Consider the following 17957-nt stretch of genomic DNA (forward strand, 5'->3'; position numbering starts at 1 on the left):
TTTTTTTTCAATAGTATTGGCAAGAAATGTCTTTTTATCTATTTTTGTTGAAAAACGAAACAATAAAAGTTAAGGATAACAACTTGCAAAGTTGCAACAACAATAGATTGGTGGATCAAGAAAAAGAACTCATAATTGCCCTGAAACAAGGAAACGAAAAGGCTTTCAATATCCTCTATAAACAATATTGGAAGCAGGTTTACAATTTCTGCCGGCTATATCTGACGAATACGGAAGAAGCCGAAGAAGTTGTACAGGATGTTTTTGTCCGTTTATGGCAATCCCGTGATTTCTTACGGGAAAATGATAATTTTAAGGGTTTGTTATTCATCATTTCACGCAATCTGGTTTTTAACCAAACCCGCAAAAGCTTTAACCATGATTTCTATACGCTTTCACTTTTGGAGGCGTTGGAGAATATGCCAGAAGAAAACAGTTATGACATCGAAAAAGAATTGGAAGCAAAAGATTTAAGTGCTTACATTGACCTGCTGATAGCCGAATTGCCTCCGCAACGACAGAAAATATTCCATCTCAGCAGAAAGGAACATAAAAGTTATAAAGAAATAGCAGACCTGATGCACCTGTCGGAAAAGACAGTCGAACATCAGGTCTCTGAAGCGTTGAAGTTTTTACGCAAACATATTACCCTCCTGGTTATCTTCCTGAATTAGCAGTAAGCCCGAAAGTGACCAATAAGCCTTTATGATCTGTAGGCCAAACAGCCAATGGGGTGATAAAACGATCTTTGGAAGTTTCCTTGATACGCTGGCTTTTACAAATACTTCCTTCCGGGCCAAAAATAACCGCATCTTTTACAGACAGTCCTTCTGCAGGATAATAGAATATATAATCAATGCGATCTCTTTCATCCGCTTTAGGAGCCCAAGTCAACTTATTAACCGGGATCAAGGGATTGTCTGCAGGGAAAGTGAAACCCGGATAAGCTAAAACATCCGGATAAACTTCACGGTATGTATCTATAAATCCGTTATTATCCAGAATAAGCGGAACAGTCCAAGGAATAATCAAACCGTGATGATCATACAAGTCCTTGGTCTCGCGTATCCAGTCCAGATGAGATGGTTCATTAAAATCCCCACCTAAAACAACAATTCTTCCGGCTGCAATATCTTCTTTCGCAGCAGTCACAAAGTTCCGAATCGCATCGTCCCGCAAAGATGCATCATTGACTGCCAAAACTTCCTGAACGGTTTCCGGTATAGGAATTTCCTTCCAGGTAGAACCATCATACCCTCTTACATTATAATAAGCGTCGCTCAGATAATCCAAATGGGCCGTATATACGGCTATTTCCCGACCATATATAGAAGAAACCAAACGATAAATACTTCCATGGTCATCCTTCAAAGGGAAAACCGTCGTTGAATCGGTTATCGGATATTTACTTAAAAGTCCAGAATCATTGCTGTAAAAAGAATAATATGTTTCTCCCTTCTGAGATAAAGACCGTACAATCCGATCACAAAAACGGGTTTGGTTATAATTTCTCACCTCACTAAACGTTACGAAATCAGGTTTCAAGCGGACTATCTCATTAACTATAGCCTCATAGCCTCCTTCTACTACGGTTCCTTCCTGCCATATATTCCATTGCAGAACCGTAAATTCCTTATCTCCTTTCCCATAGATTGAAAAAGGGAATAGCAAACACAATACACAAACAATCCAGTTTTTCATCATTTACCTTATCTATTTTAGTATTAAAACTCTATACATTGTCCACAAATGTACATCTTTCTTCTAAAACAAACAGAGGCACAAATCTTCATTTTCACAAATAAAAGACTGTGCCTCCATTTACTGTATGTCATTCAATAACAATTCTCTTATTTCAGAAGCCACATAACATCATTAGGTGTATCATTTCCTCCGAACTGGCGATCAATAGCTTCTTCGATATGTTCTCTGTTACGCGAATATTCATCTTCCGGATACATCCACCGTAACGGTAATTGATCTTTTACTTCATTCATATTAGTCTGCGGATCAATAGGAATTTCAGGAAGACCTGTTCTGCGATAATCATAATAAGAGTTGAAAGCCAACTGGAATACTGAACCAATAAATTTCTGTTCGATAATTTGTTCAAGACCTTTATTGGCGTCAAAAGCTGCTTTTCCCTGTAAATATTGATCTATATACGCATCGTCAATTTCTACCTGATGACGATATTCTGCAGGCGTATATTCTGCCGTAAACTTCATAGCAGCCCGAACACCATTTTCATAATGATCTTTAGCAGACTGCGGAGTCTTCCAGCCTCGTAAGGCTGCCTCAGCCAGTACAAACTGAATTTCTGAATATGCAATAAATTTGACCGGCTCACCTTCTGCTACCCGGTGATAACGTCTGTTTATGGCAGAATGAAGTCCCTGCGCACATTCGTCCTGCACAGTACCATATACTAATACCGGATTTACACCACTGTAAGCATCAAATGAATCTTCTCCCTTTGACGCCAAGGCTTCTGCCGGTTCTGCATAATAAAATAAGCGTCTGTCGTCTAAGTTTTTCATCATATCCACAATGAATGAAGTCATAAACGGATAAGTCCAATAGTTCTGTTTTTCCCAATAAAATGGATACCATTGAGCACTTTTATCCGCAGAATAAACGCGTTGATAACTTTCGGCCTCGGAAGCAAACAGAGGACGGGAAGCCATCTCTTCAAACATCTGACGGACATTGATACTTCCTACATTCTCCTTTTTACTTAACATATTAAGTACCCGTAAAGAAAAACTGTTTACTGCTTTTTGCCATAAGAAAGGATCACCATTATATACCGGATCTCCGTCCAAAGTTGAGGCTTCTGCAAATAAATCAGAAGCTTTTCTCAGATCATTTAGTATGGTCTCAAAAACGGATTCTTGCGTATCATATTTAGGAGCATAGATAGCATCTGATTCTCCTTTTCCTGCTTCAGAACAAGGAATGTCTCCTAACGCCATCGTCATGTCATACAGTACATACGAACGTACAAACAAATTCAGCGCTTCATAAGCTTTCTTCTCTTCTTCCGGCATGGATTCATCGGCATCTGCAATTTCTTTCATTTTGTTTGCATCTGTCAGGGTGGAATAATCTCCAAAATCCGTTCTTTCAAATTTATTATACAGATACCATTCCATATGTTCGGTAGAAGTTGTCTGCTTAACTAACCAGGAATCAGACAAGAACCATTTTCCCGTAGAACTCTCTGTCGTATTTAAAATGATCTGGGTTGCCAAAAATGATGGCGATACAGAAGTCGGAGTATCCGGATTGGTATTGATCTCATCAAAATCTCCACAAGAAACGAGAGATAACAGAGACAAAGCAAATAAATATATCTTTTTCATAAGTCTATCATTACAATGTTAAGTTAATATTAAAACCTACGTAACGAGAAGTAGGCGTATTCAGGTTCTCTTTTCCTCTATCCGGATCAGAGAAACGGAATTCTTTAGTCCATAACAACAAGTTTTGTCCTACAATACCAATACGCATATTCTTACATAAGATTTTCTGGGCGATATTAGATGGCAATGTATAGTTCAATGCAACCTCTCTCAACTTGATGAATGTTCCATCCAAAATATTCTGACGGGCGTTATGGTCCCATGGGTTCTCATTATAGATCTGCGTATAGTTCTGATAAGAAACCGGGACATTATTCGGAGCAAAGACTCTTGTATCTTCAATCACATTACCGTAAGGATCATAAGTTGCGGATCCGCTTACTACCATTGATCCTTGTCCTACATAGTTTTGCAACCCATTAACGACTTCATCATATCTCCACTGGTTATCACTATCAGGATGAGCTCCGGAATTCCACATGGCCTGTTCCGTCCAAGAATACATCAATCCTCCGATACGTCCATCAATTGAGATACTCAGGTCAAAGTTCTTATAGTTAAATGTATTTGTCCAACCCAATATACATTTGGGATCACTATATCCCATTACTGTCTGATATTTGTTCTTGACAGGCAAACCGGCCTGGTGAACAATATTGCCCTCGTGATCTCTTTCCCAGTCTGTGATAAAATATTTATCATAACGTTCTCCCTCTTGTATTCTAGGATCCTTTGAACTGTGTATCGGGTCCATCTTATGATAATACCAGTGCCAAAAAGATAAATTGAAGGCACTTTCCCATGAGAAATCCTTATTTACAATCGGTTTACCACCAAGTGTAAATTCCATACCTTTCTGTTTTAATTCTTCGGATGTATTGGTAATCATACTACTGAAACCAGACGCCTGAGAAATACTTGCTTCGATCAAGCGGTCATATCTTAATCGAGTAAAATAGGTATAATCAAATGACAACCGGTTATCAAAGAATCTGAAATTCGTACCAAATTCATAAGAAGTTTCTGTTTCCGGTTTGATATTCGCATCGCGAATCTTAGTCGGGTAAGTGGCTGTTGAAAATCCATTCCAGACATCTGTACTTACATTGAAAACCCGGTTGATCTCATATACATCCAAATCTTTCTTTGCAACAGTCCAAGAAGCACGGATTTTCCAGAAATCCAGAATATCTTCTATCGGATTGAAAAACGCTGTAGGCAAAATACTTCCCGATACAGAGGGATAAAAATATGATCTGGAATCTGCCGGTAAGGAAGAAGACCAGTCATTACGTCCTGTAACATCCACAAAGACACCATTTTTCCAAGAAAGTCCTGCTTTTCCATAAACACTATATAAAGCTTTCTCACTGACTGTCTTACTTACTCCTGCTCTTTCTACCGAAGCATTTAATGAATAGAATCCGGGAATAGACAAACCGCCTCTTGTATTTGCATACAGACTTTCGTTTTTATACCAATACGATGACAAACCGGCAATAAAGTTCAATGAAAAATCTTTCCAGGCATAATCACCTTTCACGATCAAATCATTGTTAAAGCTTGATCCCTTATAGAGATTATAAGCATAATATCCTCTTTTTTCTCCACTGTCACCTACGGATTGTCTTTTTTCCTCACCGTTATTGTAATTATCAAAACCAGAACGCAACATGACAGACAAATTATCGAATATATCATAAGTCATCGTCAAGCTTGTATTCAATAAGTTATTATCTTCTTTATTGATGCGTTCATACATAATGTAATAAGGATTATCATACCAAGCCTTAAAGGGCCAGTTCTGTTCTTGATCTTTTACTTTCCAATAATCCTTAAAATCACGTATATCATATTCGGTACCACCCCAGATCAGCATATTATAGAGAATGTTACCTCCTCCATAATCGACTTTCGGCATATTCGGCGCCAGTTCCTTTTTATACGAGAAACTTGCGTCCAGTTTAAACTTATTGTAAGTAATGTTACCGCTACTATTTACAATAAACTTATCCAATTTCGAATTAGGATACTGCCCATTTTGATGAACATGAGTTGCAGACACACGATATCCGCCCAATTTCCCTGCCTGGGAAATATTGACGTTCGTATTAGTCACTAAGCTGGAACGCAAGAAATTCTTGATATTATCTCCTCCTTTAGACAGTAAAGGCATTACTTTCATTTCTTTCGTTATCGGATCATATTGCTCAACTTCATGTCCGTCCATATAGTCACCCCAGACATTCCCGCTGTTGTATTCCAATATACCATAATTACCAGTACTGTAGGAGTGCTGAGCTTCCGGCATTTTCAGATAACCGGCACTGAACATGGTATTGTTTGATACATTTACAGTCAGTGCACCTTCTTCATTGGCTTTCTTTGTGGTTATCATAATCGCACCGGCACGACCACGAACTCCGTACAATGCGGATGCTGTAGCACCTTTCAATACGTCTATACTCTCTATATCTTCCGCACTGATATCACTCATACTCATATTACCATAAGCGACACCATCAATTACAATCAATGGAGATTCACCACGTAACTTTAATTCTGGTGATTCAGAAATTTCAGAACTATTATTAATCTGCAATCCGGAAATCTTACCTGTCAAGCTGCTGGCTACGTTTACCCCTTTTACCACAGACAAATCTTCACCCGATACCTTTTGTACAGAGTAACCCAATGCCTTTTCTTCACGTTTAATACCCAAGGCTGTAACGACCAATTCATCCAATGCTTCTGCATCTTCTTTCATGGCTATAGACAGATTTGTTTGGTTGCCGACTTTTATTTCTTGGTTACTAAATCCGATATAAGAAACAACTAAAATTGCACCTTCTTCTACATCCAATGAAAATTTACCGTCCATATCGGTAATGGTTCCGTTGGTTGTTCCTTTTACCATCACATTGGCTCCGATTACCGGCATACCGGTTGCATCCAATACTGTACCGGTGATTTTCTTCCCGGATTGTTGAACAAGAGGCAGAGTTTCATTTCTCTTCGACAGGACAATACGATTATCTACCACCTGGTAAACAATATCCGTACCGTCAAAAACGGCATCCAGAATCTTGAAAATATTCGTTTCGTTCATAGAAACAGATACCCGTCGGTTTAGATCTACATGACGGTTATTATAGAAAAACGAGAACTCTGTCTTGCTTTCTATCTGTTGAAGCACATCTCCCACGGTCTGATTTTCTACATGCAGACTGACTGTCGTTGTTTGTGCATACGTGTTGGTTGCCTGTACTAATCCTGCTGATCCGATCAGGCAAGCGAAAAATAAGGATTTCATAATAATCGGTGTTTTCTTAAAAGTCGCGTGCGGTGACTTTGCAGCCCATAATAAGGGCGTTATACAATTTTTTTGCATAAATTTGTTGTGTTTTTGTGTAAAAAATGATGGTTAGGTTTGTCGCCAAACAAACCGGTTAATGAATTCATTTCATGCGGGGGAATAACGTCAATTATTTCCCCGTGTGTTTTTATGTAGGTTCTCTTTCCATGATATGTTTATTTAAGATTATTATTACGTCTTTTGTTCTCGTTTTCTTATAAGACAAGCGAGAGAAAGAGATTCCTAAACGAAAAGACGATTTTTTATATAATTTTTTTCGAATACGGTTATTTTAGTAAATTTCGATGGTTTGCTTCTTCTCTGATTTATCCTGCGAAGCGATGTAACGCCATTTGATATGAGACGAAATTTGGAAAATTTCCAAAATACGCTCTAAACGCTGGTTGGTGAATGTACCGGTAAACGCATCTTGTTGGTATTTGGGATTGGATACCTTGAATTGTACATAATAACGTTTCTCCAGCATGCGAAGAGCTTCGTTGAAAGGTGTATTGTGGAAGATCAGTTTACCATCTTTCCAGGAAGATTCCGAGATTCCGTTGGTCTTGAAGGTCTCATATTGGTTCCTGAGGCGATTATATACAATCTTTTCTCCGGGGTGGATGGAGACTTCCTTTCCCTCATATTTGAAACGGACGGCTCCTTCCACCAAAGTGGTGGCAATGGTAGAATCCTGGGCAAAAGCTTCTACATTGAAGGAGGTACCCAATACTTCTATGGCTGCCTGATATGGAGTCGATACGATAAAACGTTGTTCCGGATTCTTGGTAACTTCAAAATAGGCTTCACCGGAAAGCTTTACGTTACGTGTCTGGTCGGTGAATACTTCCGGATAAGATATGGAAGATTCGGAATTCAAGGAGACATGAGAACCGTCTGGTAAGGTCAGTTGGGTAGTCATGCCGGGATTGGTCTGCACGGTCAGCCAACGGACTTCTTTCTCTGCTGTGCGTGGAAAGAACCAATATAAACCGAGTAATGGAAGGAATAAGATAGCTGCCGCCTGTTCAAGCCGGTGCAACCATAGTTTGGCCTCTGACAGCCGGATGCGGCGATTCACTTTCTGTAAGGCTTTTTCCGGTTGTACACGGTTCATCACCGAAAGTGTATCAGCCGACAGGTTGATTAAATACATTTGGCGGACAATTTTCTGATGTTCTTCTGATTCGGCCATCCATTGTTCTACCCAATGTCTTTCTTCCATCGTCACGTTCCCGTCGCAGTACCGAGGAAGCAGTTCTTCTATGCGGATATTTTCCTTTTGTTCCATATTTCTCCATTGTCTGTTATATAGACAGGCGAAATTACCTAAATCCTAAACAGACTGACTAGTTTTTTCATTTTTTTTTGAGGCGGGACAGCGTGGATAGGTACTATTCAGTGGATAAAATTCCGTTATCAATTCATTGTTTGACAACTGTCGAAAAGCTTTTCCATATTTGTCAAAAAGCTTTAGCATATATATGGAAAAGCTTTAGCACATCTGTCAAAAATATGAAAAGTTACGATTTTCGACGAATATGCTAAAGCTTTCTTCTGTTTATGGGTATTGAAATGCAATTATCCTAAGAGATCGGCCACTTTCTCCCAATTGACTAGTTTCCAGAAAGCCTCGATGAAGGCAGCCCGGTTATTCCGGTAGTCAATGTAATAGGCATGTTCCCATACGTCAATAACCAATAAAGGCTTCAGTCCGTCTTTTAACGGATTGCCTGCATTGGGTGTAGGCAACAGAGACAGTTTCCCGTCTTTTCCGAGCACAAGCCATACCCAACCTGACCCGAAAAGTCCTAAAGCTGCTTTCGTGAAATCTTCCTTGAATTGATCAACCGAGCCGAAATCGCGCGTCAGTAATCCGGCCAGATCATCCGGTAAGGAAGGTTGTTCTGGAGTTAATAACTGGAAGAAGAAGGTGTGGTTCCAGGTTTGAGCCGCATTGTTGTAGATTCCGCCGTCTGCCTGGCAGACAATCTGTTCTAGTTCCAGGTTTTCATAGGGCGTTCCTGCAATCAGTTTATTCAGGTTGTTTACATACGTCTGAAGGTGCTTTCCATAATGAAAGTCGAACGTTTCTTTGCTCATCAACGGAGCGAGTGCTTCCATCTCGTAGGGAAGCTTAGGCATCTGATGCATCATATCATTTCGTTTTAAGTTTGTTAGTTTATCAGTTTCTTGTTCCTGATTGTATAAGTTTTTGATTCTCGTATTCATAACTTATAGGTCAAGTACTAATAAACTAACAATCTGGCGGAACATTAAGTTTAGGAAATAGCCGTTAATCAGCTAACTTTTCCTTTAGGTAATGTCCGGTGTAGGAAGATGGGCAGGCGGCTACCTCTTCCGGCGTTCCGGCACAAACCAGGTTACCGCCGTTCTTTCCGCCTTCCGGTCCTAAGTCGATAACATAGTCCGCACATTTGATGACGTCCATGTTATGCTCGATGATGACTACTGTATGGCCTCGTTCTATCAAAGCTTTGAAAGCCTTTAATAACGTCTTGATATCATGGAAATGCAGACCTGTAGTAGGTTCATCGAAGACGAAGAGCGTTGGCTGCTGCTTTTCCTGTCCTAAATAGAAGGCCAGTTTGACGCGCTGGTTTTCTCCTCCGGACAACGACGAGGACGTTTGTCCTAATTTGATATAACCTAAGCCGACTTCCTGTAGCGGCACTAGCTTTTTGATGATCTTCTTTTCTTGTGTTCCCGGATTTTGAGAGAAGAACTCGATGGCCTGGTTGACAGTCATCTCCAATACATCGTAGATGTTCTTTCCCTGGTATTCTACTTCAAGAACGGACGACTTGAAACGCTTGCCGTGACAATCTTCACATTCCAACGTGACATCTGCCATAAATTGCATCTCTACCGTGATGCGGCCTTCGCCTTTACATTCTTCACAGCGTCCGCCTTCCTTATTGAATGAGAAATAGGCTGCAGAATAATCCAGTTGTTTGGCCAAAGGCTGTGCACCGAAGAGTTTCCGGATTTCATCGTAGGCTCCGACGTACGTCACCGGATTTGAACGGGAACTTTTCCCGATTGTATTCTGATCGACATATTCGATATCCTTGATCCGGTTTAGATCTCCTGTCAAAGCCGAGCAGTCGATTGTCAGACGGGCATCATCCAGATGCTGTTTGACGCCTTCATAGAAGATATCGCGTACTAATGAGCTTTTACCGGAACCACTGACTCCGGTTACAACCGTTAATATGTTTAACGGGAATTTGATGTCGATTCCTTTCAGATTATTCTTGCGGGCACCTTTCACTTCGATGTAACTGTTCCACGGACGGCGATAAAGCGGAAGTTCAATCTTGTCTTCTCCTGTCAGGTATCTGACCGTATAACTGTTACTCTGGTTTTGCAGATGGGCTACGTCGCCTTGATAGACAACTTCGCCACCCAAGCGTCCAGCTTTCGGACCAATGTCGATAATATAATCGGCTGCCCGGATGATTTCTTCGTCGTGTTCAACGACAACAACCGTATTCCCCAGTTGTTGTAACTGGCGCAAAACATGAATCAACAAGTCGGTATCACGGGAATGCAGACCGATACTTGGTTCATCGAGAATATATAATGAACCCACCAGACTACTTCCTAAAGAAGTGGCGAGGTTGATACGCTGGCTTTCTCCACCTGATAAGGAAGAAGAAAGACGGTCGAGCGTCAGATAACCCAAGCCAACGTCCAACAGGAATTGAAGACGGTTTTTGATTTCAGTCAGCAAGCGACTGGCAATGGCGGCATCGTTCTCATCCAGATGTAAATGGTCGAAGAAAGCTTTGGCTTCTGTAATTGGCATGGCCACGACTTCGGCAATGTTCTTCCCGCCTATTTTCACATACAATGCTTCCGGCTTCAATCGTCCTCCTTTACAAGCCGGACATACGGTTTTTCCCCGATAACGGGCCAACATGACCCGATATTGGATTTTATATAGATTCTCTTCTACATATTTGAAGAAATCGTCGATGCCGTGTACACCTTTGGCTCCGTGCCACAACAAATCTTTTTCTTTCTCGGTCAGTTCGTAATAAGGACGATGAATCGGGAAATCATAGCGGGCACTGCTGACGATGAAGTCTTTCAGCCATTCGCCCATCACTTCGCCTTTCCAACAGACCACGGCGCCTTCGTAAACAGAAAGGCTTTTATCCGGTACGACCAGGTTCTCGTCGATTCCCAGCACTTTCCCGAAGCCTTCACACACCGGACAAGCACCCAGCGGGTTGTTGAAGCTGAACATCATGTCAGTCGGTTCGATAAAGGTCATGCCGTCTGCCTCGAATTTCTTGGAAAACTCTTTCAAGATGACTTGGTCCTGCAAATAGATACGGATCCGACAAACGCCATGTCCTTCGAAGAAGGCGGTCTCTGCCGAATCAGCCAGTCGGCTTCGTAAGGATTTCTCCTGCGAAACAGCCAGTCGGTCGATCAACAGTTCAATCGGTTCTTCCAATAACTTCGGGTCAGCCAAAGCTTCTGCAATCCGATAAGCTTTATCATGGATAAACAAGCGGGTATAACCTTCCTTCTGCAAGATCTCCAGTTGTTCCTTCATCGAGCGGCCTTCAGGAAGAATGACCGGAGCGAAGACGGCGAAGCGCGTTCCGTCCGGGTATTCCAATACTGTCCGGACAATATCGCTAACCTGATGCTTCTTTACTTCTTCCCCTGAGATCGGAGAGATTGTCTTTCCGATACGGGCATAAAGCAAGCGCAGATACTCATAAATCTCGGTCGAGGTGCCTACCGTCGAACGCGGATTCCGCGTATTGACTTTCTGCTCGATAGCAATAGCTGGCGGGATTCCTTTGATGTAATCGCATTCCGGTTTACTCATGCGTCCCAAAAACTGACGGGCATAGGCTGAAAGACTTTCCACATATCGCCGTTGTCCTTCGGCATACAACGTATCGAAAGCTAACGATGATTTGCCGCTACCCGACAGTCCCGTTATCACTACCAGTTTATTGCGAGGTATTTCAACATCTATATTTTTCAGATTGTTGACTCTGGCACCTTTAATGAAGATTGAATTTTTCTCGGACATATTTTCCCTTCTCTTGTTTATGCAAAAATAAACAAGTTCCGGCGTTCTGACAAATAAACCCTTTCAATCCCATTTAGAATCATTCCCTTTTTACAACCTCCAGCGTGACTGGCCCGATCAATCCTGATTTCTGTAAAGGATCTTTCTCGCTCCATCCGTTGCAGGCTGTCCACGTGGTCCGTTCCTGTTCCGGTAGGCGGCTGTCTCCGATCAGGCGGTTCTGCCAGGTTGTGGTTACTTCTACCGAAATTTGATTCTCTCCTTTATGTAACCATTCTGATATGTCCAAACGATAAGGCGGTGTCCAGACGCCACCTGCATATTGACCGTTTACGGTTACTTTGGCTGTAACTCCTATGTCTTGCAGATTCAGGTAAATGTTTCCAGCCGGCAACTGATCGATGGTAATCTGTTTGTCGTAAACAATAGTTCCCGAATAATAACGGATGGATTCATTCGGATGCGTGCTGATATCGATTAACTGATCGAATGATTGCGCTTGTTTCGGTCCTCGTATCGAATCCTTGAATGTAACGTTCCAATCCTTATCCAAAGTCATCCATGTTTCCGGGCGTGGACAGTTCGCTTCAATACCTGTTGCCGAAGCTTTGCCTTTCTGCCGGAATACAATAAACGCACTCTCGAAAGGAGCCAACCGCAAAGGAACTTGTGTCCCGTCTTCTGTGAACTTGAAAGCCGGTAACCGACGGATCTTACCTGTGGTAGCATCCCACCATTCGGGCTGTTTCCCTAGTATGCGGAATTCGGGAGTCACTTCTATTTCCTGATCACTTTGATTGGACAGGAAATAAATGTCTTTTCCTTCAGCCTGCCGGTGCGCATATAAGACAGGAGAAGCTTCAGGTATTTGACAGTCAGGTACACAATCTATCTTCTCCAATGCTTCTTGCATGGACATGCCATACAGAAGCCAGCCTTTCCCTCGTTGTACGGCCTGCGTTTGTTTTCCGTCCAGCCCCTTCCACAAGCTTTCTGCCAAAGCTTTTACTTGCTGATCCGCTTTCTCATAATCTTTTCCACTCGGAGAACGTTCCGGTGCAGGCCCCAAAATGACAGCACCGTCGTTGAGTAGCGATGCTATTTTCTCCAATAACTCCGGTCGCATTGTCTTTAATTCCGGTAATACAAGCATCCGGTATCGTGTTCCATGAGGAAGAGTCAATAAGCCATCTTTTACATACAAATCCCGTTCAATGACTTCAGCATTGATATAATCGAACTGATATCCTTTCGGCAAAGCCGGCTGCGTGATTCCTGTCATTTTAGGAGCATCCTCTCCGATGAAATAGGCAACGTCGGCAATGTTCAATCCTTGTTGTAGCATGAAGTTGGTACGTTTCAGATAGGATGTGAATAAATCCATGTGCGGATACCAGGTGTTCAGTCGGTTAAATTCACTGCTGAACCAGGCATTTACTCCCGGTACACGTTCATCTGAAGGCTGGGAAATACATAGATGTAATAGCGAGCTGTTGATACCTTCGCTGAAGAAACGGTCTCCGCGTTGTTTCATCATGGCCGGATAACAGTTGAATGGGCGGCCTCCGCTGGTAAATGATTCAGCCGAGATACGTTGTTTGCCATAGATGTGCCCGCAAGAAGACGCTGCCCGGTTTTCGATATTCCCTAAATCACCGAAACTCCAGAACTCACCGCCTATTTCATCCGATTGTCCTCCATACTGGAGAAATTCTCCGGGGAAACCCCAGTGCCCATAATTCTCTAACCAGGTTCTCAATCCGTACTTATGGGAAATATCCCGTAATCCACCTACGTAATCATAGGCTACTCGGTCGGCAACCAGTCGGCGTACATCCCAAAGGAAACGATCCGAGCGGTCTTGGCTATCTACTACATATCCATTATATACAGGCAGGAAGGGTAACGGATCATAACCATAGCGAGACTTGAAAGACTCCATGAAGTCGTCTGTGAAGTTTTGACCTCCTGTCTCATAGCTGTCCTGTACAACAACCTTCCAGCATTTCCGGTCGGCTTCCGGAATGCGTCGAATGATTTCTCCCATATAAGCCTCGAAATGGGCCGCTACATGTTCACGACTCATCTTATCTACTTCCAATCCTGTAGCGATTGGCTCTGCCGGACTATTGGTTACACCGGTTGGGCACATACCCGTCCGCATGATGATCCATTTCCCGGCTGGAGCTTCCCAAGTAAGCTGATCACCTGTCAGACAGGAAGAGATATCAAGAACCTGTTCTGAATGAATCGCCCATGATGCCTCATCTAAAACCGGTTGTTCACGCCATTGATACTCTTTCCAGTAAGGTAGCGGTGTTTGGAACATCTTAGCCAGACTCTTTTCCGGATAACGTTCGATTTGCGGAGCTGACGACAGGATAATGTCTTTGAGTTCGCCTCCAGCCGCTGATGCCTCTATTTCTACTTTGAAACGGCTGGCTTGAACTGCTGGAACGGAGACAACAACCGGAGCATACGGATCAAAACCTACATTCAGTGCAGCATTGAAGCGGTCGAGGATAAATTCGTCTATTAATTTATAGCTTCCGTTCTGTTCGGCAAATAACCGGGCTGTTGTATTGATCGGCTTTTCTGAAGGATAAAATGAAATGGTCCGCAAAGTAAAACCTGGGTTTGTCTTGAGGATTACTTCGTATGGACTTTTCTGATCTTTAGAAAATGCTACTTTTCCTGATGACACGGTATCTGCTTTCTCTGGTGCAGGAAACGCGATTACACGAACATCCTGAAAATCCTTGGAAGGTTTATCTAATGTCATGGAAATCTTTTTCCCTCCATCTACCTGACAGCTGGTTGAAGTCAGATACCGCATGGCTTGTTCGGGTTTAATCCAAGGTCCGCCGGACTGGCTCCAGCCAGGTGAATTGAAGATTCCGATTTCGATACCCAACTCTGTGGCCGTTTTTAAGGCTGTATGCAGAATTTTCCACCATTCTTCACTGCCGAATGCCACCTTCTTATAGGGCGTTTCAATTCCATCCACTCCCATACTTCCGATAAAAGCCCGGTTGATACCGGCCTCTTTCATGGCATACAAGTCTTTCTTTACACCTTCTTCCGAGATATTTCCTGAAATCCAATACCAATAAACGGAAGTTTGTACCTGATCTGACGGATCTTTAAATACCGATTCGACTGGATCGGATGAGCAACTCATGCCTGCTAATGATAAAGCTAAGCCTAATAGGGCCTGTCCAATTAGATTCTTCATGGTGTTTTTGATTGAGAACATACATAATTTGTCTCAAAGATAACCGCTTCTATTGTAAGCCATCTTTCTTTTTTGATATTTGTTTTATCAATATTGATATGGAGTGGAATTTCATTTGTGGTGTATAAAAAACGGGATGCCACGTTGGTGACATCCCGGTAAAATATTTATCGGCTTGTTTTTATACTTATCTGCGGCGAATACTTCGAACGGCACCAGAAGATTTCGGAGCTTTTGATGCCTTCGGCGCTTTTACTTTCTCCGTCTTGGTCTCTTTTACTTTAGTTTCTTTTGCCTTGGCTTTCTTCCCTTTTTGGCTAGCTTCCAGTTCTTTCAGCAACGTTGTATCCGGCTTCATCCATAATGAATCCTCGAATGAAACTAGCTGCTTTTCGATCCGGTCCTGTTCTTTCTTTAATGAATCAGGCGTTGGACAATAGGCCTGCAATGGCTGGTTCATCAGGTTCTGTGTCTTGATGATGTCACCATCGAACATCCGACGACGGAAATAGTCGTCGATGGTGAATGTCATTGCATTGTTGAGGTTAGATGTCATGATATAAGCCGTATGCAAATAAGGACGGAGATTTTCATAAGGCAACCAGAACATCGGACTGGTGGTTTGACCAAAATCATTGTCGGACGATAACAACGGGCAAATGGCCAGCGTCTTGACATCGAACAAAGAATTGTTCTGGTCGAAGTACCACATTTCCTTTACGTAATATGATTTCACCTGTTCGGAAGGAATATCACTTTCGTTGATGACTAATGATGGTTCGCCTCCGTTCTTCTGTTCCACTTCTTCATAAAAGACATGGAAACGGTCCAGCATTTCCTTGAAGTTTACCAAGTGTTCATCATCGAATACTTCATAACCATCCAAATATTCATACACCTTCAACTTATTCTCACTGAGTAGTTGGAAGATCAAGGTGAATAAGTTCATCTGTCCGTTCATCGGACGAATCGGATAATATAAAGGAGTATTCTTTTCTTTAGTCAGATCGACCTGGCGATATACCACGCGCATCCAGCGGGCATTTCCTACCTGTTGGGTCAGACGTTCATTCAGGTCTTGCGCACGGACCGACAATTCCGGCAGTCCGCTCTCTTCTTTTGCTGTTGCCCGTTCTCCCCGACTGGCACGCGGTCCTTTGCGCTGTTGCTGCGATGTTTGCGTTCCTTCATTCTCATCCTGAGCCTGAGCCGGAAGAATGGTCATCAAGGAAAGCAAGCAAGCCACTATATAATAGATACGTTTCATAAGACGTTATATATTTATTTCTTTCGTAGTTGATCTTCTGAAGCAGATTAATTGACAATTACTTCGATCGTTGATATTTTACGTTCAATACCGTCCGGACCTTTGGCGATCACATTGGTGATATAGAACCGTTTTCCCCTTGACAGACGGCGGATGTAATCTTTTTGCCGTTGCGAGAAGTTGGTTCCTTGTGCTACTTCCGGAATTGCATTACCCATCGAATCGAAGAATGTCAATTCAAAGCTCAGCACCGTATATTTTACGTTCAACAGATCATCGTCAATGGCTGCCAGGATTCCGTTTGCTTCCACCAAGCTACGTTTGGAAATCTTTCCGCCCCGGAATTTCCGGACATTTCCGTTTTCGTCCTTATATTCGATGTAAGGCATCGGATCGGGTAAAGCACGTACGCGGAACGATGTTTTGGCCATTTCGACATTTCTGCCATCGGCCATGCGGGCATTGACCGTAACGATAGCTTCTGTCCCTACTTTCGACGGACGAGCTTCCCATAAATCTCCTTTTCGTGTTAATGTTCCGTTCGTCATCGTTGCGGTTACGTTTCCACTCGGAACACCCGGAACTGCAATACGGATTGGGTTGGCAATACCAGCATATAAGACATTCATCAATGTAGGAGCTACCGTAGCACTGGGCTCCGTTACGAAATATTCGCTTTCGAACGGATAACGGTTTGTGCTTCCGTCGCTATTGGGCATTTCGATATATCCTTTTACCGGGAATGTTCCGGTTGCGCCTGTTCCTACTGTGAATACACCTTCTTTTTCTGCCGGAAGTTCTTTCCCATTTACAAAGATGGTAGGACGCTTGGTCGAATCGACTGCCGACAAGACAATGTTAGCCTGATACTGGCTTCCTCGCATCACGATCTGGCTTTGTGGAATAACCTGTGCCGTGATCTGGTTGACACGATAGTCTCCGACATCCACGTTCTTCAATAGAATGGAAAGGACTTCTCCTTCTGCATAACGTACATCACTTTGTATCTTTGTCAATAAGGTAATAGCTGCTGCCACCGGCATATTCTCAAACAAGGCTGTTTCCCATGTCCGGATATTAATACCCGGCTGATAAGGAGGCTCTGTGCTCAGCGCATTTTCGATGATACGTGTTTTAGCAGAGTCCTGTACAAGCGTACCCAACCATGTCCGATAAGCATCGATCGATTCACGCAACTTTTTTCCTTCACCTTTCATCGGAGCAAGCATAACACGTGCTGCCGCTTCCAGGTCATCTTTATGTTCAATGTTATCCACATTCGCTTCTTTGCCATCAGCGATGACGGCTATCTTCTGCTTCAGATCCTGTATATAGTTATACAAAGAGTCTGACTTCTGCTTTACCTCCCGACCTTTCTGGTACCATTCCTTCACCTTTTCGGGGTTTGTCTGGTAATAGGCTTCCAGTTCGTTGGAAACAATGTCATTGCGTTGCTTCGTATTGTCGATGGAGGTTCGCAAACTGTCTTGAACCAGCTCAAAGCCATCCAAAACTTCTGATGATACATTCAATGCCATCATGGCGATAAACACCAGATACATCAGGTTGATCATCTTTTGGCGTGGCGAATTCGGATTGTTTGCTACTCCTGCCATTGTTTATCTGTTTTCCTACAAAATCGTTCTATATAA

10 protein-coding genes are annotated in these 17957 nt (G+C 42.6%); 1 reads left to right on the top strand and 9 read right to left on the bottom strand.

Annotated elements, in window-relative coordinates; all coding sequences use genetic code 11:
* Positions 1–107 precede the first annotated feature (107 nt).
* Positions 108–674, top strand: coding sequence for an RNA polymerase sigma-70 factor (locus MUN53_RS04925; protein WP_394803039.1), 567 nt, complete (start codon positions 108–110; stop codon positions 672–674).
* Here MUN53_RS04925 and MUN53_RS04930 read toward each other — a convergent pair.
* The 9 genes from MUN53_RS04930 to porM form a co-directional block, all read right to left on the bottom strand.
* Positions 658–1701, bottom strand: a complete 1044-nt coding sequence (locus MUN53_RS04930) for an endonuclease/exonuclease/phosphatase family protein (RefSeq protein ID WP_243323732.1) — start codon at positions 1699–1701, stop codon at positions 658–660. The two genes, MUN53_RS04925 and MUN53_RS04930, sit on opposite strands and share 17 nt — an antisense overlap.
* A 149-nt stretch (positions 1702–1850) precedes the next feature.
* A complete protein-coding gene (locus MUN53_RS04935) occupies positions 1851–3365 on the bottom strand; it encodes a SusD/RagB family nutrient-binding outer membrane lipoprotein (RefSeq protein ID WP_243323651.1) in 1515 nt (504 codons plus the stop codon).
* Positions 3366–3375: 10 nt separating this feature from the next.
* Positions 3376–6678, bottom strand: coding sequence for a SusC/RagA family TonB-linked outer membrane protein (locus tag MUN53_RS04940; RefSeq protein WP_243323652.1), 3303 nt, complete (start codon positions 6676–6678; stop codon positions 3376–3378).
* Between the two features lie 334 nt (positions 6679–7012).
* Positions 7013–8011: a FecR family protein gene (locus tag MUN53_RS04945; protein WP_243323653.1), complete on the bottom strand. Its 999-nt coding sequence runs from the start codon at positions 8009–8011 to the stop codon at positions 7013–7015.
* 290 nt (positions 8012–8301) lie between these two features.
* Positions 8302–8952 carry a superoxide dismutase gene (locus MUN53_RS04950; RefSeq protein WP_317236340.1) on the bottom strand — a complete coding sequence of 217 codons (651 nt, stop codon included), beginning with the start codon at positions 8950–8952 and terminating at the stop codon, positions 8302–8304.
* A gap of 64 nt (positions 8953–9016) precedes the next feature.
* Positions 9017–11803, bottom strand: coding sequence for an excinuclease ABC subunit UvrA (gene uvrA / locus MUN53_RS04955; RefSeq protein ID WP_243323654.1), 2787 nt, complete (start codon positions 11801–11803; stop codon positions 9017–9019).
* Between the two features lie 79 nt (positions 11804–11882).
* Positions 11883–15038 carry a glycosyl hydrolase gene (locus tag MUN53_RS04960; RefSeq protein WP_243323655.1) on the bottom strand — a complete coding sequence of 1052 codons (3156 nt, stop codon included), beginning with the start codon at positions 15036–15038 and terminating at the stop codon, positions 11883–11885.
* 187 nt (positions 15039–15225) lie between these two features.
* A complete protein-coding gene (gene porN / locus MUN53_RS04965; protein ID WP_243323656.1) occupies positions 15226–16305 on the bottom strand; it encodes a type IX secretion system ring subunit PorN/GldN in 1080 nt (359 codons plus the stop codon).
* A 47-nt stretch (positions 16306–16352) separates the two neighbouring features.
* On the bottom strand, positions 16353–17921 hold the full coding sequence (gene porM / locus MUN53_RS04970) for a type IX secretion system motor protein PorM/GldM (protein ID WP_243323657.1): 1569 nt from the start codon (positions 17919–17921) through the stop codon (positions 16353–16355).
* Positions 17922–17957: the final 36 nt, after the last annotated feature.

Source organism: Parabacteroides faecalis (assembly GCF_022809355.1).
In the GTDB taxonomy this organism is placed as follows: Bacteria; Bacteroidota; Bacteroidia; order Bacteroidales; family Tannerellaceae; genus Parabacteroides; species Parabacteroides faecalis.